The organism is Mesorhizobium sp. M0189 (assembly GCF_040322135.1).
Taxonomy (GTDB): domain Bacteria; phylum Pseudomonadota; class Alphaproteobacteria; order Rhizobiales; family Rhizobiaceae; genus Mesorhizobium.
This window is the reverse complement of the sequence record NZ_JAMYSW010000001.1, coordinates 213,031-230,293: the sequence shown is the minus strand read 5'-3', so window position 1 is coordinate 230,293 and position 17,263 is coordinate 213,031. Positions and strand designations below refer to the sequence as shown.

The 17,263-nt window shown below is 60.4% G+C and carries 17 protein-coding genes and 1 tRNA gene; 14 read left to right on the top strand and 4 right to left on the bottom strand.

From position 1 onward, the window contains the following. The first annotated feature begins 259 nt into the window (after positions 1 to 259). Both NKJ09_RS01090 and NKJ09_RS01085 read left to right on the top strand, forming a co-directional pair. Positions 260 to 1,390, top strand: a complete 1,131-nt coding sequence (locus NKJ09_RS01090) for a YcbK family protein (RefSeq protein ID WP_352495410.1) — start codon at positions 260 to 262, stop codon at positions 1,388 to 1,390. 172 nt (positions 1,391 to 1,562) lie between these two features. Continuing rightward, a tRNA-Glu gene (locus tag NKJ09_RS01085) sits at positions 1,563 to 1,637 on the top strand. A gap of 121 nt (positions 1,638 to 1,758) precedes the next feature. Here NKJ09_RS01085 and NKJ09_RS01080 read toward each other — a convergent pair. Beyond that, the gene (locus tag NKJ09_RS01080) at positions 1,759 to 2,055 is read right to left on the bottom strand and encodes a DUF982 domain-containing protein (RefSeq protein ID WP_023678889.1); all 297 of its coding nucleotides are present in this window, start codon (positions 2,053 to 2,055) and stop codon (positions 1,759 to 1,761) included. 299 nt (positions 2,056 to 2,354) lie between these two features. Between NKJ09_RS01080 and map the strand changes: the two genes are divergently transcribed. Continuing rightward, positions 2,355 to 3,182 (top strand): type I methionyl aminopeptidase, encoded by an 828-nt coding sequence (gene map / locus NKJ09_RS01075; protein WP_352495376.1) that lies wholly within the window; start codon positions 2,355 to 2,357, stop codon positions 3,180 to 3,182. Positions 3,183 to 3,234: 52 nt separating this feature from the next. Beyond that, the gene (gene radC, locus NKJ09_RS01070) at positions 3,235 to 3,981 is read left to right on the top strand and encodes a RadC family protein (RefSeq protein ID WP_023720155.1); all 747 of its coding nucleotides are present in this window, start codon (positions 3,235 to 3,237) and stop codon (positions 3,979 to 3,981) included. Between the two features lie 86 nt (positions 3,982 to 4,067). Here radC and NKJ09_RS01065 read toward each other — a convergent pair whose 3' ends face one another. Together NKJ09_RS01065 and NKJ09_RS01060 are read right to left on the bottom strand one after the other, a co-directional pair. After that, positions 4,068 to 6,647 carry a bifunctional diguanylate cyclase/phosphodiesterase gene (locus NKJ09_RS01065; protein WP_036245080.1) on the bottom strand — a complete coding sequence of 860 codons (2,580 nt, stop codon included), beginning with the start codon at positions 6,645 to 6,647 and terminating at the stop codon, positions 4,068 to 4,070. A gap of 361 nt (positions 6,648 to 7,008) precedes the next feature. Next, positions 7,009 to 7,875, bottom strand: a complete 867-nt coding sequence (locus NKJ09_RS01060) for a class I SAM-dependent methyltransferase (RefSeq protein WP_352495377.1) — start codon at positions 7,873 to 7,875, stop codon at positions 7,009 to 7,011. A gap of 24 nt (positions 7,876 to 7,899) precedes the next feature. Here NKJ09_RS01060 and NKJ09_RS01055 point away from each other — a divergent pair, with 24 nt between their 5' ends. From NKJ09_RS01055 to NKJ09_RS01010, 10 genes are all read left to right on the top strand, one after another. Continuing rightward, positions 7,900 to 8,142: a hypothetical protein gene (locus NKJ09_RS01055; protein ID WP_156948109.1), complete on the top strand. Its 243-nt coding sequence runs from the start codon at positions 7,900 to 7,902 to the stop codon at positions 8,140 to 8,142. Positions 8,143 to 8,347: 205 nt separating this feature from the next. Next, positions 8,348 to 8,704, top strand: coding sequence for an SPW repeat protein (locus NKJ09_RS01050; RefSeq protein WP_051409696.1), 357 nt, complete (start codon positions 8,348 to 8,350; stop codon positions 8,702 to 8,704). A gap of 128 nt (positions 8,705 to 8,832) precedes the next feature. After that, complete coding sequence (locus tag NKJ09_RS01045) at positions 8,833 to 9,282, top strand: DUF2231 domain-containing protein (RefSeq protein WP_023720160.1); 450 nt, start codon at positions 8,833 to 8,835, stop codon at positions 9,280 to 9,282. Next, complete coding sequence (locus NKJ09_RS01040; protein WP_352495411.1) at positions 9,282 to 10,628, top strand: PQQ-dependent sugar dehydrogenase; 1,347 nt, start codon at positions 9,282 to 9,284, stop codon at positions 10,626 to 10,628. The genes NKJ09_RS01045 and NKJ09_RS01040 overlap by 1 nt, the downstream gene beginning before the upstream one ends. Before the next feature lie 308 nt (positions 10,629 to 10,936). After that, on the top strand, positions 10,937 to 11,752 hold the full coding sequence (gene coxB, locus NKJ09_RS01035; RefSeq protein WP_023720162.1) for a cytochrome c oxidase subunit II: 816 nt from the start codon (positions 10,937 to 10,939) through the stop codon (positions 11,750 to 11,752). Between the two features lie 91 nt (positions 11,753 to 11,843). Next, positions 11,844 to 13,613 carry a cytochrome c oxidase subunit I gene (gene ctaD, locus NKJ09_RS01030; RefSeq protein WP_023720163.1) on the top strand — a complete coding sequence of 590 codons (1,770 nt, stop codon included), beginning with the start codon at positions 11,844 to 11,846 and terminating at the stop codon, positions 13,611 to 13,613. Continuing rightward, positions 13,610 to 14,314: a cytochrome c oxidase subunit 3 gene (locus tag NKJ09_RS01025; RefSeq protein WP_352495380.1), complete on the top strand. Its 705-nt coding sequence runs from the start codon at positions 13,610 to 13,612 to the stop codon at positions 14,312 to 14,314. The genes ctaD and NKJ09_RS01025 overlap by 4 nt, the downstream gene beginning before the upstream one ends. A gap of 13 nt (positions 14,315 to 14,327) precedes the next feature. Further along, positions 14,328 to 15,050, top strand: a complete 723-nt coding sequence (locus NKJ09_RS01020) for a heme-copper oxidase subunit III family protein (protein ID WP_352495381.1) — start codon at positions 14,328 to 14,330, stop codon at positions 15,048 to 15,050. 10 nt (positions 15,051 to 15,060) lie between these two features. Continuing rightward, the gene (locus tag NKJ09_RS01015) at positions 15,061 to 15,465 is read left to right on the top strand and encodes a cytochrome C oxidase subunit IV family protein (RefSeq protein ID WP_023720165.1); all 405 of its coding nucleotides are present in this window, start codon (positions 15,061 to 15,063) and stop codon (positions 15,463 to 15,465) included. A 144-nt stretch (positions 15,466 to 15,609) separates the two neighbouring features. After that, positions 15,610 to 16,083 (top strand): aminoacyl-tRNA deacylase, encoded by a 474-nt coding sequence (locus tag NKJ09_RS01010; RefSeq protein WP_023720166.1) that lies wholly within the window; start codon positions 15,610 to 15,612, stop codon positions 16,081 to 16,083. 57 nt (positions 16,084 to 16,140) lie between these two features. On the opposite strand, the gene NKJ09_RS01005 is transcribed toward NKJ09_RS01010, so the two are convergent. Then, complete coding sequence (locus tag NKJ09_RS01005; protein ID WP_352482145.1) at positions 16,141 to 16,953, bottom strand: DUF2189 domain-containing protein; 813 nt, start codon at positions 16,951 to 16,953, stop codon at positions 16,141 to 16,143. Positions 16,954 to 17,263: the final 310 nt, after the last annotated feature.

Here is a 17,263-nt window from a genome sequence, read left to right as displayed (position 1 = left end):
CAGCCTTGATTCATCCTCTAGCCGCCAAATTACTTTGAGGCTTGCAGATTTGACACAGGTCTCGTTTCCGGTTCGGGGAACAAGGGTCATTCGACGAGACGTTTCGACGCCGCGCCAATGACGAACCGGTCGGATATCGAGGGGGAATTTTGTTTTGAGATCAGCAGGATCGCGCCTCGCGAAGGGAGAAAGCCGCGCCATTGTGGGGGCGCTTTTCTCGGTGCTTCTGGCGTCCTGCACCTCTGCCGGCGACCCGACCATGTCGGTCGGCATGCCAGGCTATAATGCCTCGGCCACCGAAATCAGCACGGCCGCCGGTGCGCCCCAGGCCAGCACGGCCGCCTCATCGTCGCAGATGACAACCGCACAAATGACGATGAATGCAGAGGGCGACGCCAACCTTCCCGAGCAGGTCGCCTATGTGCCAATGGCTAAGCCAGGGGCCAAGTCCGATGCCGGCTTCCCGATCGCCGTTCCCACGTCGGCCGAGACGATCGCGGGACATTCGCCGCAAGCGCTGCAACCAAACGCCGAGGCGGCTGAACAGGCCAACGCTGTTGCGCAGAACAGTGCCGCCGCCGATGCCGGCGCATCGAAGCCCGATGCCAAGGCCGCCGCGCCGGCGATGAACAACCCGGTCTATGTGACCGCCGGCGAGATGCCGCAGCCACAGGCCTATGCACCGAAGAAAAACTTCCTGGCCTCGCTGTTCAGCGCTACGCCTGCTTCGGCGGCATCGCCGGCCAACAGCAGATCGGGCGGGCAGCCAGCGGTCTTGCAGGCCAAGGCGACGCCCGCGGCAAAGCCCACCGTCACCCTGGCCTCGGCCAACCCGGCTGAAAAGCCGGTGCAGTTGGCATCGGCCGGCGATACTAGCCACTTCACGGCCGATGCGCTGCCCGGCGTGCGCCAGACGGCACTGTTCGAGATCAAGCGCAAATCCGGCCTCGACGATGAGAGCGACGTCGACCTCAACGAGGACGAAGGTTCGGGTGGCGCCTACCAGGTCGCCTCCGCCGCCGGCCTCGCCCGGCTGGCACCCAACGGTCTCCTGAAACAGAACGAAAGCGTCGATGTCGCCTGCTTGAAGCCGTCGCTGGTTCGCGTGCTGAAGACGATCGAAGGCCACTACGGCCGCAAGATGACGGTTACCTCCGGCTATCGCGATCCGGCCCGCAATCGTCGCGCCAACGGTGCCAAGAACTCGCTGCACATGTACTGCGCCGCCGCCGACATCCAGGTTCCCGGCGTCTCAAAATGGGAACTGGCGAGCTATATCCGCACCATGCCGGGCCGCGGCGGCGTCGGCACCTACTGCCACACCGAATCCGTCCACGTCGATGTCGGACCGGAGCGCGACTGGAACTGGCGCTGCCGCAGGCGCGGCTAGGGCGAGGTTCTTCCGCCACTGAAGGCCCTTCGGCGGCGTTGCATCATGCCGCAAAAACCAGCTTGGCTGTCGGAAAGACGCGGTTTGGAGCCAAAGGAAAAAAGTTGTCGCAGCCGGCAGCAGACGGGTTGCCGGTTTGTCGCGACGCAACTATAAGCGCTCACATCTGAGCGCGCCCATCGTCTAGCGGTCAGGACACCGCCCTTTCACGGCGGTAACAGGGGTTCGATTCCCCTTGGGCGTACCAGAGACCTCAAGTACTTAGCACATGCCATCGCTAACGCGCTGCGTAACCTTGCCGGACCACCACTCTGATGAGGATGTCGGCAAAGGCTGCCAGACAAATTGAAGATTATGTCGACGGCTCCCTACGCCCGCAGTCCCCTCGCCTCGCCGCCGCGCTTGCGCGGAACCATCATGTCCCTGGCCAGCAGGCCGCTCACCCGGCAAAAGGCCATGAAGGCCCGCCATGCGTCTTCGGTCTCGACGATGTCCACCGTGGCGCCGAAACAGGCGTTGAACGCGGCCTGGTAGGTTGGCCCCTTCCGGCGGACCGGCCACGTTTGCAGGAAATCGAGCGCCTGCTCGACACTGTAGATTTCCTCGACCGGCTGGCCGGGCACAGGCGCGATCCGCACCGGCACCTCGAATTGCAGTCTGTCCATTCGATCTCTCCCGAACCGACGCCCCCGCCGCAACGCCGTTCGTCGCAAAAAGTTGCCGTGACGGCTAATGCTTGGGCCGACTTCTCGCCTGGAAATGTGTCGTCACTGCGGTAGCCAAATGAACCCGGCGGAAGCACGGGCCGCTGCAGGCAAGGAGAATGCCCCTGGGCGTGAATATCGCCGGTCTTCGGCCTCCGTAGGCAGTTCGTCCTTGAACCTTGCGCTTTCCAGTGCCAAATCTGGGGGAATTTCTCTCGCGGGGCTCAGCCAGGCCTCGCATCCCTGCAAGACGGATAAAAATGGTCACCTATCTCGACGCCGCCACGGCACCGCTCAGAAACACCGGCCAGATCCGTCTTTACGACGAGGAAGGCTTTATCGGCATGCGCAAGGCTTGCGATCTCACCGCGCGTTGCCTCGACGAACTGGTGCCGATGGTGGCGCCCGGCGTCACCACTGAGGCGATCGATCGTTTCGTTTTCGAATTTGGCATGGACCATGGCGCGCTTCCGGCGACGCTCAACTACCGCGGCTACACGAAATCATCCTGCACCTCGATCAACCACGTCGTCTGTCACGGCATACCCGATAACAAGCCGTTGAAGGACGGCGACATCGTCAACATCGACGTCACCTATATCCTCGACGGCTGGCATGGCGACTCCTCGCGCATGTATCCAGTGGGCACGATCAAGCGTGCCGCGGAGCGGCTGCTCGAAGTCACGTATGAGTGCCTGATGCGCGGCATCGCGGCAATCAAGCCGGGCGCCCGCACCGGCGCCATCGGCGCCGCCATCCAGACCTACGCCGAAGCCGAGCGTTGCTCGGTGGTGCGCGATTTCTGCGGCCATGGGGTCGGCCGGCTGTTTCACGACGCGCCGAATATCCTGCATTACGGCAGCGCCAGCGAAGGCGTCGAGATGCGGCCGGGCATGATCTTCACCGTCGAGCCGATGATCAATCTCGGCCGGCCGCATGTGAAAGTGCTGTCGGACGGCTGGACCGCGGTGACGCGCGATCGTTCGCTGTCGGCGCAGTACGAGCACACGATCGGCGTCACCGAAACCGGCTGCGAGATCTTCACGCTATCGCCAAAAAACCTCGACCGCCCCGGCCTGCGGGCCTAGTGTCTGGCAGATCGGGCGTTACCTTGCCCGGCAAATGCTGGGTGGGGCAGCCATGAACGGTGACGACGACGAGCGGGCCTTCTTTCCCGAAAGGCCGGTGCGATCGCCCGCGAAGGCGGTGGCCGCCGACAAGCCGCATTATCTCGGCCATCGCGACCGCCTGCGCGAACGCTTTGCTGCCGGCCCCAACACCCTCCCCGACTACGAACTGCTCGAGCTTCTATTGTTTCGGCTGATCCCGCGCGCCGACACCAAGCCGGTCGCCAAGGCATTGCTGGCACGCTTCGGTACATTGGCCGAGGTCCTCGGCGCGCCCGTCGAGCGCCTGCAGGAGGTGAAGGGCATCGGCCCGGCGGTGGCGCTCGACCTGAAGGTGGTTGCTGCAACGGCGCAGCGCATGGCGCGCGGCGAGATCGCCGGCCGCGAGCTTTTGTCAACCTGGACGCAGGTTCTCGAATACTGCCGGTCGGTCATGGCCTTCGAGGAGCGGGAGCAGTTCCGCATCCTGTTCCTCGACAAGAAGAACGCACTGATCGCCGACGAGGTGCAGCAGGTCGGCACCGTTGACCACACGCCGGTCTATCCGCGCGAGGTGGTCAGGCGCGCCTTGGAGCTCTCGGCGACGGCGATTATTCTGGCTCACAATCATCCATCGGGCGATCCGACGCCGTCGCGCGCCGACATCGAGATGACCAAGCTGATCATCGAGACGGCCAAACCGCTTGGCATTGCCGTTCACGATCACATCATCATCGGCAGGAAAGGCCACTCCAGCATGAAGGGCCTGCTGCTTATTTGAGGCTTATTGTTACCGGCCTGGCCTGCCACGCGCATATTGATGCGACGCTCAACGCCGATCGCGCCGGTAAATGCGGGGACTGGCGCTCAGCTGGCTGTGCGCAGCCGCCGGGATCGAACAAAGGCCTTTAGTCCGTCGGAATCGAGCGCGTAGCCGAAGGCATAACCCTGCAACATGTCGCAGCCCAGGCCTTTGAGTATCCGTGCGTGCTGCATCGTCTCGACACCTTCCGCCACGACCTCGATACCCAAGGACTTGCCGATGTCAATGATTGACGAGACAACCTGCCTTCTTTGCGGCGATTTGGCGATTGGGGTGACCAGCTGCCGATCTATCTTTAGCCGGCGAGGCTGCAACTTGAGCAAACTGACTATCGAAGCGTAACCAGTACCAAAATCGTCTATTTCGATGTCAATCCCGAGTTCTTTTATCTGCTCGATATTCCAGGTGACAAGGTCGTCGTTCTCGTCCAGGAAAATTGACTCAACAAGCTCGAATGAAACTGTCCCTTTTTCGATATTTTGTTCTCGCAAGCTCTTGATGAGCTCCTCATCTTGAAGGCGTCGCGCCGAAACATTGACCGATACCCGCGGAATGTGGAGTCCCGCAGCGGACCATTCTTTGAAGTCCAAAAGCGACTGCTTCAATATGGCTTGGTCGATGATCGAGACCACATTCAGTTCTTCCGCAATTCTCAGGAAGACATCGGGCGCCAAAATACCCTTTTCTGGATGTCTCCACCTCGCCAGCGCCTCAACCCCCACGATTTCGAGCGTCTTTGCGTCAAATTGGGGCTGGTAGAAGGGGATGAACTCGTTGCGCTCAAGGCCGCCGAGAATTTCGTCGGCAATCCGCTTTGTATCGACGATTTCGCTTTGCATCGCGTCGGTGAAGAATTCGTATCGATTGCGCCCACGCCTCTTTGCTCGGTAAAGCGCGATATCGGCGTTTACCAGCAGGTGTTTGGCTTCGATATTTTTTCCGTTGTCGACTGCGATTCCCACGCTGACACCAAAACGGCATCGATGGCCCTGGTAGTAGACCGGTTCGCGCATCTGGCTGATGACGCGGTCAGCGAGCAGCGCCAGTTGCTTGGTATCGTCGCGCACCACGCACAGAACGATGAATTCGTCTCCCCCGATGCGGGCGACGAATCCCTCGTCGCCGACCTTCGATCTGAGGACTGTTGACGCGTGAACCAACATTGCGTCACCGGCGGCGTGGCCCAGCGTATCATTGATGTGCTTGAACCGATCCAGATCGATGTGAAGCAGTGCCGCATGCCCGCCTGAGCGCCTGGCGTTTGCCGCGTAATCTTCCAGTACCTGGTCGAGGTAACGCCGGTTGGGCAAGCCGGTCAACGAGTCATGAAGCGCGATGTGCTCTATGCGCGCTTTGGCCGACTCGAGTTCTGCATTTTTCGACTCGGACAGCTGTTTTGCTCGAACCAGATCCTGGTTCAGCAGGACATCGGCTGTAACGTCCCATTCCGCGCCTATCATTTTTGGAGTGTTGTTTGCGACCCGGTAAACGATCGCCTTGGACCGGACATGACGGACCTCGCCATCCGGACGCACAATCCGGTACTCCGACAAATAGGGTCGTCCGCTGGCCACCGCGCTGTCGAAATCTGCGTTGGCGGTAGCCAAATCATCTGGGTGGATTGCACCCGCCCAGTCTATGTAGCCCCGGTGCTCCCCGGTTGATTTGCCATATATTTCATTTACGCGATCATCCCACGTAAGCTCGTTGGTCGCGAGATCGTGTTCCCAAACCCCAATAGCCGAGGCTTCCAGAGCGAGTTCCAGGCGTCGTGACAATCGACGCAATTCCGCATAATTGCGCTGTCTTTCGCCGATCAGGCGACCTGTGACCAGGAAGGGGAACACAACCAAGGCCCCGGCCGTCGCCATGATCGCGCGCAACAACCATGCGTTACTTGGCGTCGAAGGCCAGCCATTTTTGGGAATGGCCGCGATCTGCCACGAACCGGACGGGAGCAAAACGTCGGCCGTCACCGGATCGCTTTTGCCGATCCGCTCATTGCCGTAGAATTGGTCTCCATTTTGGCCGAGAGCGTCCCTGCCGATCAGCGCTATGTCAATCCCGAGATCGTCGTCAAGCAGCCCGCTCGCCCGATAGAGACGCTGCACGTCGACAACGGCGGAAATGATGCCCCAGAACCTTTCCGTATTGCCCGCGCTCCGCACGAAAACCGGAAAGCGACCGATAAAGCCTTGTCCTCCCTGCTTCAGATCGACGGGACCGGCAAGCACCAGCTTGCGTTCGTCTCGCGCCCTTAGCGCAGCCGCACGCTGCCGCTCGTTCTTGCGGTAATCGAGGCCCATCGCCTGCTCGTTACCCTCCATCGGGTACATCAGGGAAACGACCAGATCGGGCGCCCCGGCAATATTGTTCAATTGCGAGTTCGCGCCAAACAGATTACTCGCCAGCGAAGCGAAGCGTTGCTGTCCCATATAGGGCTCGGTTACGACCGCAGCGACCAGTCCATGCACGAGTTGAAGGTTTCCGTTGATATTGCCTTCGAGCTTGGCGCGGATGAGGTTGACCTTGGTCAGCACGTCCGCACGGACGGCCTGGTCCGAGACGATCTTGTTCTGGTGCTCCGCGAACGCTGCGCTGATAAGGATGACGACAAACGCGATCGCCGCCGGAATATTTGCCGACGAAAAGACGGCCTCCTTGATGCCGCCGAACCTAGCGCGGAAAAAAGCCAATAGGCGATTCCTCAATTGCCATTTCAGGTTCTCGGGTCGACCCGATGAGGAATATTAGCGTTCAATGTTTAATTTGACCTTCACACTCCTGAAAAATTTCGGATTTTCCGATGGCTGACGCCGGCTGTTATGTCGACATCGACACCACCGCCCGCGCGATGTTGAAGGCAGGCTGCATGAAGCGGACCAACATGAAACGAGATCAGCCTTGCTCGGAAGACCGCAGACACGAGCGCCATTGCACACCTCGATGCTCCGACCCGAGTACGTCAAGAGCGTTGACCTTGGGCTAGTGGCCCTCGATCGACTTGTGAGACACAAGATATGGTATCTTGCCGACGCTCCGCTTCGTCGCGCCAATGGAATAGGCCATCGGTATCTTGGGAGAGTTCTCTGGCAGGCCGTACATATCCTTGCCGGCCCGCACTGCAAATGAAAAGTGCTGCCACGAAACCGTGTCATGCTCATTGAGAAAATCGAGCGTCAGACCAGCTGAAATCAGCGCGTTCACCACGTCACTGATCGGGTGGATCCACTCATAATAGCGAGGATGCTTCAAGATGCGGTCATCGCCGGTGTAGGTCAGTTCCTCGTTCCAGGCGAGCGGCCGAGCTATCGGCGTTCGCCAGTCGTGCTTCAACTCCAGAGCCGCGGCCTTTCGATTGCACTGAAACATCAATGGATGGCCCTCTGCCATGTAGAGCCGGCCGCCGGGTCGCAGGAGATCGGCAACCACCCGCGCCCAACGGAACACGTCGTCCAGCCAGTTTACCGAACCCCAGGTAACGTAAGCGATGTCAAAGGTCCGGCCCAGGGCTTCGACCGCCTCGAACAGTGGCGCTTCCACGAAACGCACGTCGGTGCCTGCCTTCGCAGCGAAATCCCGCGCCGCCGCGATCGCCGCGGGTGAAAAGTCGAGGCCGGTCACGCTGCCCGCACCAAGATTCTTCAAGCTGATTGTGTCAAGGCCGATGTGACACTGCAGGTGGACGATATCCTTGCCGGCAATATCGCCGACCTCGCGCGTTTCCAGCTCATAGAGATTGGATCCGCCTGCCAGCACATTCTCGATGTGGTAGCTGCCCGTTGTGTCGGTCGAGTGCAGTTCGGCCCGATCATCCCAATTAAGGCGGTTCGCACCCAGAAACGGTTCCAAATTCCCCCCAACCCTGACTGACGCATGGTAAACAAGTCGTTAAGATACCTTTGCAGCGAAAGTATCGCGCGTCAATCCGGACCGGTCGCCTCTCAAACAAGCTTCGGCGGCAATCAAGACGAGCAAGAGCGTCTCGTCTTCAAGAACTGCGATCCACGACCAATGTTTTCACCGGATCGAGAAAAGAATGAGCCTGTCCGCGCCGCTGGCACGTCGCCGCTGACCATGTCCACTGCGGCTTTGGATCGCTCGATCACCATCAAGTGATCCAGGCGTGCCGGTGCCGAATGGAACATAAAGCCCGGAATTCAGTTAGATAGCCGGATTTGGCTGGAGTACCGCCAGATGCGGAACTCCGGCCGGGCAAGGGCACTGCCGTAACACGGAGTGAGCGGCTTCGGGCGCATCTCGCCGGACTCAGGCACCACCTTGCCGAACTCGGGAGCCATAAACGCTCCCTATGGAGGATGCCATGAACCAGTGGACAAACGCCAGGCTCTGTGACGTAGCCAACCTGATCCTTGGGGCAATTCTGTTCTTCTCTCCCTGGATCTTCGCCTTTGCGGCAGGCCCGCAGACGCAGAACGCCCTCGGCAGCGGAATCTTGATTGTCGTGCTTTCGATTGCCGCTCTCGCGGCATTTGCCGTCTGGGAAGAGTGGGTGAACCTGGTCGTCGGACTGTGGGTTCTCGTATCGCCCTGGGTGCTTGGATTCCAGGCGACCACGGCGATGACCGTGCATGTCGTGATCGGCATTCTGGTTGCCGTCCTGGCCGCGATCGAGCTCTGGATGATGTACCAGAACCCGCCGACCCAGTCCGCCGCCTAACAGGCGCAGCCAGCCAGCGCCCTTTTGGGCCTGACGGATCGATGGTTCGTCTGCCGGCCTCTCGGCAACAGCCGCCCAGAGGCCGGATGCCAGTTTGTTTGGACGAGATCTGAGAAGGATTGCGCATTATGGTCGGTGACAATCCGCGTTCGACGGCCAGGATTGCGGGACATCCCATTCATCCGATGCTCGTGCCGTTTCCGATCGCCTGCTTCGTCGGCACCTTGCTGACGGATCTGGCCTATTGGCGAACAGCGGAAATGATGTGGGCGGACTTCTCTGCTTGGCTGGTTACCGTCGGCGTGATCATGGGCTGCCTTGCAGCGATCGTGGGGTTGATCGATTTTCTGGCTAATCCGCTGATAAGGGCACAGCCCCCTGCCTGGCCGCACGTGCTCGGTAATCTGCTGGCGCTGGTGTTGTCCGTGATCAACATGCTCGTGCACACCCGCGATGCATGGACCTCCATCGTTCCCACCGGCTTGATCCTCTCGGCGGTTGTCGTGCTCATCCTCATCTTCACTGGTTGGCTGGGCTGGTCCATGGTGTACCGGCATCACGTCGGAGTGGCGGATTGATGCGCGTAGCAAGCTCCATCAGACAGGCCGGGCGCATCGCGGCGTCCATCCTTACTTGCACTGCGGCGATCACTCTTGCAGCGTGCAGCGGCAACGACCCGGATCCCAGCAGTCAGATAGGGCCGAATCCAAACCTGCCGGAGCCGATCCAATATTTCTTCCCGCCCATGCATCTCGCTTCCGTGGTAGGATGGAAGAACGACGAAAAGCCGACAGTCGCGCAGGGGCTGCAGATCCAGGCTTTTGCCAACGGCTTGCAGCATCCGCGCTCACTTTATGTGCTGCCCAATGGCGACGTCCTGGTGGTCGAGTCCAAGGCGCCGGGCGGCGAACCGATCAAACGGCCCAAGGATTTGGTGATGGGCTGGATCGAATCGTGGGTCACTTCGGGCGGCGACAGCGGCCCAAGCAACCGCATCACCTTGCTGCGCGACGCCGATGGCGATGGCAAGCCCGAGCTGACCAGCGTCTTCCTCGACCACCTGAGCTCGCCCTTCGGCGTGGCGCTGGTGGGAAGCGATCTCTACGTTGCCAACACTGATTCCATTGTTCGCTATCCCTACACCACCGGCGACACCAAGATCACCGCGCCCGGAACGCCGCTCACCGCCCTGCCCGGCGGCCCGATCGACCACCATTGGACGAAGAGCCTGGTGGCAAGCCCGGACGGCTCGCTGCTCTATGTCGGCATCGGCTCGAACAGCAACGTGGCCGAGAACGGCATCGAGGCGGAGAAGGACCGCGCCGCGATCTGGCAGGTGGACAGGGCTACCGGCAGGTCGCGCATTTTCGCCAGCGGTTTGCGCAATCCGAATGGCCTGAGCTGGGAGCCGCAGACCGGGGCGCTCTGGGCCGTGATCAATGAGCGCGACGAGCTCGGCCCCAATCTCGTGCCGGATTATCTGACGTCGGTAAAGGACGGCGGCTTCTACGGGTGGCCATACAGCTATTACGGCCAGCATCTCGATCCCCGAGTCATGCCCCAGCGTCCGGACCTGGTCGCGAAAGCGATCGTTCCGGATTATGCGCTGAGCTCCCACGTCGCCCCTCTGGGATTGGCCTTCTACACGGCAACCAGCCTCCCCCAGGCGTATCGCGCCGGCGCCTTCGTTGGCGAGCACGGGAGCTGGAACCGCACGCGCTTCAATGGCTACAAGGTGGTGTTCGTACCATTCAGCCGCGGCCATCCGAGTGGCGCCGCACAGGACGTGGTGACTGACTTCTTGGACAAGGACAACAAGGCGCGCGGCCGGCCTGTCGGCCTGGCCGTCGACAAAACCGGGGCCCTGCTCATCGCCGACGACGTCGGCAACACAGTTTGGCGGGTGACATCTGCCGGCCAATAAAGGGGCTCCACTCCCTTCGTCGAGCTGTCGGTCGAGCAGGGGATCGAACCCTGCGCGCGACGATCCCCGACGATCGCCGTTCCGGGCACATTCGGCATGCTCGCCATTGCCGTTTACTCGACGCTGACGATGTTTGCCGCGCGCTACCGCTGATCACCGCCGAACCGAAGGACCGCCAGCACCGAGAAATGGTATTTTTGCCCTTCCCACCGCCGGCTCTAGAATTTTCATCGCAAATCAAGTTATGATGCACTTGGTATTTCCCGAGACGGCTTTGCGCCGCTTGGAATACCGGGAGGAAACGGGACATGGCCGTTGCGCTTGTACTCGTTCTGATCGTCGTGGGCTCGGTGTTGTTCCACTTCCTGAGCCCGTGGTGGTGGACGCCGATTGCCTCGAACTGGGACTATATCGACAACACCATCATCATAACTTTCTGGATCACCGGCGTCGTCTTCGCCGCCGTGGTTCTTTTCATGGCCTATTGCGTCTTCCGCTTCCGTCATCGGGAAGGCAATCAGGCGGCATATGAACCTGAGAACAGGCGGCTCGAATCCTGGCTGACGGTCGTCACTGCCGTCGGTGTCACGGCTTTGCTGGTTCCCGGCCTGTTCGTCTGGAGCCGCTTCGTCAACGTTCCGAGCGATGCAACCGAGGTCGAAGTCGTCGGCCAGCAATGGCAATGGAGTTTCCGTCTGCCCGGCAAGGACGGCAAGCTCGGCACATCCGACACTCGCGACGTCAACGCTGAAAATCCGCTCGGTGTCATCGCCGCTGATGCCAACGGCCAGGACGACGTCGTGGTCGAAGCGGCCGACCTGCATCTGCCGGTTGGCAAACCGGTCAAGATGCTGCTCCGCTCGATCGATGTGCTGCACGATTTCTACGTGCCGGAATTCCGCGCCAAGATGGACATGATCCCGGGCTCAGTCACCTATTTCTGGTTCACTCCGACCAAGACCGGAACCTTCCAGGTCCTGTGTGCCGAACTCTGCGGCCAAGGGCATCCGATGATGCATGGCGTGGTCATGGTCGATACGCAGGAAGATTATCTGGCGTGGCTTGGCCAGCAGCAGACTTTTGCGCAGCTGTCCGCGCCCCAACAGATGGGCTCGGCAGAGTAGACGCCGGAACGACGGCGCGCCGTCGGCATTGAAAAGATTGCGGCAGGCCCGAACTGTCGGGCATGGCCGAAAAGGGCACGGAGGTGTTCCTATGGTCGATATCACACCTGCAGATGCGGTACCGCCGGCCGAAGTCGCGGAAATGGAACTTTACCATCCGCACAGCTGGTGGACGAAATACGTTTTCTCGCAGGATGCCAAGGTCATCGCCATCCAGTATTCGGCGACCGCGACGGCGATCGGCATGGTGGCGCTGGTGTTGTCCTGGCTGATGCGGCTGCAGCTCGGCTTCCCCGGCACGTTCGACTTCATCACCCCGGAAGCCTACTACCAGTTCATCACCATGCACGGCATGATCATGGTGATCTACCTGCTCACCGCACTCTTCCTGGGCGGCTTCGGCAACTATCTGATCCCGCTGATGGTTGGCGCTCGCGACATGGTCTTTCCCTATGTCAACATGCTGAGCTACTGGATCTATCTCCTGGCCGTGCTGGTCCTCGTGTCGAGCTTCTTTGCCCCCGGCGGACCGACAGGTGCCGGCTGGACGCTCTATCCGCCGCAGGCGATCATGACCGGTACGCCAGGCGGCCAGGACTGGGGCATCATCCTGATGCTCGTCTCGCTGATCCTGTTCATCATCGGCTTCACCATGGGCGGCTTGAACTATGTCGTGACGGTGCTACAGGGCCGCACGCGCGGCATGACACTGATGCGCCTTCCGCTCACCGTCTGGGGTATTTTCACCGCCACCGTCATGGCGCTGCTCGCCTTCCCGGCACTGTTCGTCGCCTGCGTGATGATGCTGCTCGACCGGGCGCTCGGCACCAGCTTCTTCATGCCGGCGATCGTCGAGATGGGCGAACAATTGCAGCATGGCGGCGGCAGCCCGATCCTGTTCCAGCATCTGTTCTGGTTCTTCGGCCACCCTGAGGTCTACATCGTGGCGCTTCCGGCCTTCGGCATCGTCTCCGACCTGATCAGCACCCATGCGCGCAAGAACATCTTCGGCTACCGCATGATGGTCTGGGCCATCGTCGGCATTGGCGCACTGAGCTTCGTGGTCTGGGCGCACCACATGTATGTCAGCGGCATGCATCCCTATTTCGGCTTTTTCTTCGCCACCACGACATTGATCATCGCGGTTCCGACAGCCATCAAGGTCTACAACTGGGTGCTGACGCTGTGGCGTGGCGACATCCACCTCACCATACCGATGCTTTTTGCCCTGGCCTTCATCGTCACCTTCGTCAATGGCGGGTTGACTGGGCTATTCCTCGGCAATGTCGTCGTCGACGTTCCGCTGTCGGACACGATGTTCGTCGTCGCCCATTTCCATATGGTCATGGGGGTCGCCCCGATCATCGTAATCTTCGGCGCGATCTATCACTGGTATCCGAAGGTCACCGGTCGGATGCTGAACGAGACGCTGGGCCGGTTCCATTTCTGGGTCACCTTCCTTGGCGCCTATCTGATCTTCTTTCCCATGCACTATCTCGGCTTGATGGGCGTGCCGCGGCGCTACAACGAATTGACCGATATGACGGTGATGACGGAATCGGCCCACCACCTCAACTCGTTTATCAGCATCATGGCTTTTATCGTCGGTTTTGCCCAGATCGTGTTTCTGTTCAATCTCATCTGGAGCATCCGCCATGGCCGTGAGGCTGGTGGCAATCCGTGGCGGGCAACGACGCTCGAGTGGCAGACGGCCGAAACACCGCCGGGCCATGGCAATTTCGGCAAGGATCTGCCGATCGTCTATCGCTGGGCCTATGACTACAGCGTACCGGGCGCCAAGGAGGACTTCATACCGCAAAACGTTCCGGGCTCCTTCGGACCTTCCAGGGAGCCGGCATGAGCGTCATTCTGGTTTTCCTGCTCGTGATCGCCGGCATTGCTGGGTGGTGGCTCTCGCATCAGCGGCTAATGACGAGGCCGTGGCTCGAGCAAGGTTTGGTCGGGGATTTTGTCGCCCTGGACCGATCGGCGCTTCCGACCGCAAAGATCGGTCTCGGCGTCTTCCTTGCCGTCGTCGGCTGTCTGTTCGCGCTGTTCACCAGTGCTTACTTCATGCGCATGGCGCTGTCGGATTGGCAGCCGCTGCCCATCCCGCCTCTGCTCTGGCTTAATACCGGCGTACTGGTCTTGAGCAGCATTGCCATGCGGTGCGCTTCGCTCGCGGCGCGCAAGGGTCAAGTGGACATGGTCAGGCTCGGCCTCGCCACCGCTGGACTCACGGCGCTCGCCTTCCTGGTTGGACAGCTTATGGCATGGCGGGAACTGAGCGCGGATGGCTATTTTCTGGCGTCCAATCCGGCCAACAGCTTCTTCTACCTGCTAACGGGAATGCATGGGCTGCATATACTGGGAGGGCTGGTCGGCCTGGGCAGAACGACCGTCGGTGCCTGGAACGGTGCGCGGCCGCAGCGGCTTCGGCTGAGCGTCGAGCTGTGCGCCATGTACTGGCATTTCCTGCTTTTCGTCTGGCTCGCCATCTTCGCTCTTCTGGCCGGCTGGGCTTCGACTTTAATCGACATTTGCCGAGGGTTGCTGACCTAGGAGGAACGGGCGGATGGCTGAGACGACACTGACCCACATCAGCCGAACGGGGCCGCGGCCCGCAGGCTGGCAAGGCATCGCCGCCGACTGGTCCTCGGATCAGCGGGCGTTCAAAAACGTGTCTTGGGGCAAGGCCATGATGTGGATCTTCCTGCTCAGCGACACGTTCATCTTCGGCTGCTTCCTGCTCTCCTACATGACCGACCGTATCTCCACACGCGTGCCGTGGCCCAATCCGAGCGAGGTCTTTGCCCTGCGCATCGGCGGCTCCGACATTCCATTGATCCTTATCGCCATCATGACCTTCGTCCTGATCTCGAGCAGCGGAACGATGGCCATGGCGGTGAATTTCGGCTACCGCCGCGACCGCCGCAAGACGGCAGTCCTGATGCTTTTGACCGCGGCACTCGGCGCGACCTTCGTCGGCATGCAAGCCTTCGAATGGACCAAGCTGATCACCGAGGGCGTGCGGCCTTGGGGCAATCCGTGGGGCGCTGCACAGTTCGGCGCATCCTTTTTCATGATCACCGGCTTCCACGGCACACATGTGTCGATCGGGGTGATTTTCCTGATCATCGTGGCGCGAAAGGTCTGGCGCGGGGACTACGACGTCGGACGGCCCGGCTTCTTCACCAGCCGGAGGGGCCGCTACGAAAACGTCGAAATCATGGGGCTCTACTGGCATTTCGTCGACCTGGTCTGGGTGTTCATTTTCGCATTTTTCTATCTTTGGTGAGAGGCAGGACATGGCTGAAGCAACCGCAAATGGCCTTGGACAACACACGCTCGACAGCGCCCGTACGCATGATGCGACGGCGACCAGCGTTACCCCTACGGAGGTTCATCAGGAGCACCCGATCAAGCTCTACCTGGTGGTCTGGGCGTGGCTGTTCATCCTCAGCACCTGCTCCTATCTGGTCGACTATTTCGGGCTCCACGGCTATCTCAGATGGTCGCTGATCCTGATCTTCATGATCCTCAAGGCAGGGCTGATCGTCGCCATCTTCATGCACATGGCCTGGGAACGGCTGGCGCTGACATATGCAATCATCCTGCCGCCGGTGCTGGTGCTGGTATTCGTGACGCTGATGGTCTTCGAAGCGGACTACACCCTTCTCACCCGAATGGCGTTTTTCGGGGCCGGGCCCTGACATGCAATCCGGATCCAGGCCGTCCTGTTCTGGAGCCTTCGCCTTGAAACAATCTACGGCTGGACCATTTCTGTTGGTATCGGAAACGACAGGCGATGCCGGCGTTTCCACATGCGTCGCGAACACCAGCAAGGGGCGCCCAAGATGACCATCGCAAACAGACTGAAGGACTTCATCGATAAGAAAGGCATTTCCTACGACACCGTCGAGCATCACCGCACGGCGACAAGCAGACAATCCGCCATTGCGGCACATGTGCCTGGCAGCATAATGGCCAAATCGGTGGTCGTTCACCACGACCGTGGCTACGCGCTGGCCGTGGTTCCAAGCACGCACAGGATAGAACTCGCGACATTGCAGGATGTTATGGACAAGCCTCTTGGACTTGCCTCCGAAGACGAGGTGGTCTCGTTGTTCGGCGATTGCGATGTCGGCGCTGTGCCGCCGATCGGCGCTGCCTATGATGTGCCGGTGGTCCTCGATGAAAGCCTCGGCGACGCTCCCGAAATCTATTTCGAGGGCGGTGACCATAGGACGCTGGTGCATGTGAGCGGCAAGGATTTCCGCGACCTGACAAAAGACGCGCGCCAGGCCCGTTTCAGCCACCCCGCCTATTGAAAGCTCTGCCCCACCCTCCCCGCACCGGCGCTCGGTGCGGAGGACAGGTTTTTCAGCTCACGGTCTGGTAGCCGGCGGCGATTCGACAACTTTCCGATAGACATGCCAGGTGGCATGACCAAGGATCGGCAGCACGACCGCCAACCCGGCGAACACTGGCAGCGAGCCGATGATCAAGGCGACGGCGACAATAAGGCCCCACACTGCCATCACGATCGGGTTGGCCAGGACAACGCGCACCGAGGTGTGGATGGCTTCGTAGGCGCCGACATCGCGGTCGAGCAACAACGGGAATGCGACGACCGTGGTGCACAACACAACCGCGGCGAACACAAAGCCGATGGCGTGACCCAGGATGATGAGTGTCCAGCCGCGTCCCGTGGCGAATATATCACTGATGAAGCTGGACAGCGATTGCGGCGGCGCCGGGCCGAACACGGTCTGGTAAAATATCTGGGCCGTCAAAAGCCAGGCGATGAATATCGCAAGCAGCATGATGCCGACCGCCGCAATAGCCGGCAGCGCCGGAGAACTTCTGACCTCAAAGGCGTGCCTCCACGAGGCATCGAGCCCGGCTTCCCGTCGCCGGCTGATCTCATAGAGGCCGATCGCCGCGAACGGACCAATTAGCGCAAAGCCGGACACAAGCGGAAACAACAATGGCAGCGTGTTGTTGCCTGATGTCCAGACGGCAAGCACGACCCCCGCAAGCGGGTAGATCAGGCAGAGAAAAACGATGTGCGACGGCTTGACCATGAAATCATCGACGCCACGCCTGAGCGCATCAAAAAGATCGGAGACACCGATTTTTCGAATTCTGGTGTGTTCCAGCGTCTCGTTGGCGCCTGCTATCACGTGAAAACTTGCCATGACCATTCCTCCAGACCGGGTCCGGTAAGGTCGCGTTTTACGGTGCTGCCGTTCTGCGTGATTGGCCACGCAAACCGCGACCTGCACCATGATCAATATACTCTCATGCGGGGGACTTGTCGCGCTTTGTACGAAGGCCCCCGGGGGTAAGAGGTCCCGGGTAGCCCGACTAGCTCTGGACACCTTTCTTCGATATGCTCTTCTAGACGAAGGTGAAGGTCATGGATGGAAGGACAGTTCTCATACTCGGCCTTGGCATCGTTATTCTGCTGTTGCTGGGATTTTGTGCTCTGCCAACGTGATGTTTTTA

Excerpts from the sequence above, each read along its gene's own strand:
- NKJ09_RS01090 (WP_352495410.1), top strand. The coding sequence starts at position 260 with ATGTCGGTCGGCATGCCAGGCTATAATGCCTCGGCCACCGAAATCAGC.
- NKJ09_RS01080 (WP_023678889.1), bottom strand. The coding sequence starts at position 2,055 with ATGGACAGACTGCAATTCGAGGTGCCGGTGCGGATCGCGCCTGTGCCC.
- map (WP_352495376.1), top strand. The coding sequence starts at position 2,355 with ATGGTCACCTATCTCGACGCCGCCACGGCACCGCTCAGAAACACCGGC.
- radC (WP_023720155.1), top strand. The coding sequence starts at position 3,235 with ATGAACGGTGACGACGACGAGCGGGCCTTCTTTCCCGAAAGGCCGGTG.
- NKJ09_RS01055 (WP_156948109.1), top strand. The coding sequence starts at position 7,900 with ATGGTAAACAAGTCGTTAAGATACCTTTGCAGCGAAAGTATCGCGCGT.
- NKJ09_RS01050 (WP_051409696.1), top strand. The coding sequence starts at position 8,348 with ATGAACCAGTGGACAAACGCCAGGCTCTGTGACGTAGCCAACCTGATC.
- NKJ09_RS01045 (WP_023720160.1), top strand. The coding sequence starts at position 8,833 with ATGGTCGGTGACAATCCGCGTTCGACGGCCAGGATTGCGGGACATCCC.
- NKJ09_RS01040 (WP_352495411.1), top strand. The coding sequence starts at position 9,282 with ATGCGCGTAGCAAGCTCCATCAGACAGGCCGGGCGCATCGCGGCGTCC.
- coxB (WP_023720162.1), top strand. The coding sequence starts at position 10,937 with ATGGCCGTTGCGCTTGTACTCGTTCTGATCGTCGTGGGCTCGGTGTTG.
- ctaD (WP_023720163.1), top strand. The coding sequence starts at position 11,844 with ATGGTCGATATCACACCTGCAGATGCGGTACCGCCGGCCGAAGTCGCG.
- NKJ09_RS01025 (WP_352495380.1), top strand. The coding sequence starts at position 13,610 with ATGAGCGTCATTCTGGTTTTCCTGCTCGTGATCGCCGGCATTGCTGGG.
- NKJ09_RS01020 (WP_352495381.1), top strand. The coding sequence starts at position 14,328 with ATGGCTGAGACGACACTGACCCACATCAGCCGAACGGGGCCGCGGCCC.
- NKJ09_RS01015 (WP_023720165.1), top strand. The coding sequence starts at position 15,061 with ATGGCTGAAGCAACCGCAAATGGCCTTGGACAACACACGCTCGACAGC.
- NKJ09_RS01010 (WP_023720166.1), top strand. The coding sequence starts at position 15,610 with ATGACCATCGCAAACAGACTGAAGGACTTCATCGATAAGAAAGGCATT.
- NKJ09_RS01005 (WP_352482145.1), bottom strand. The coding sequence starts at position 16,953 with ATGGCAAGTTTTCACGTGATAGCAGGCGCCAACGAGACGCTGGAACAC.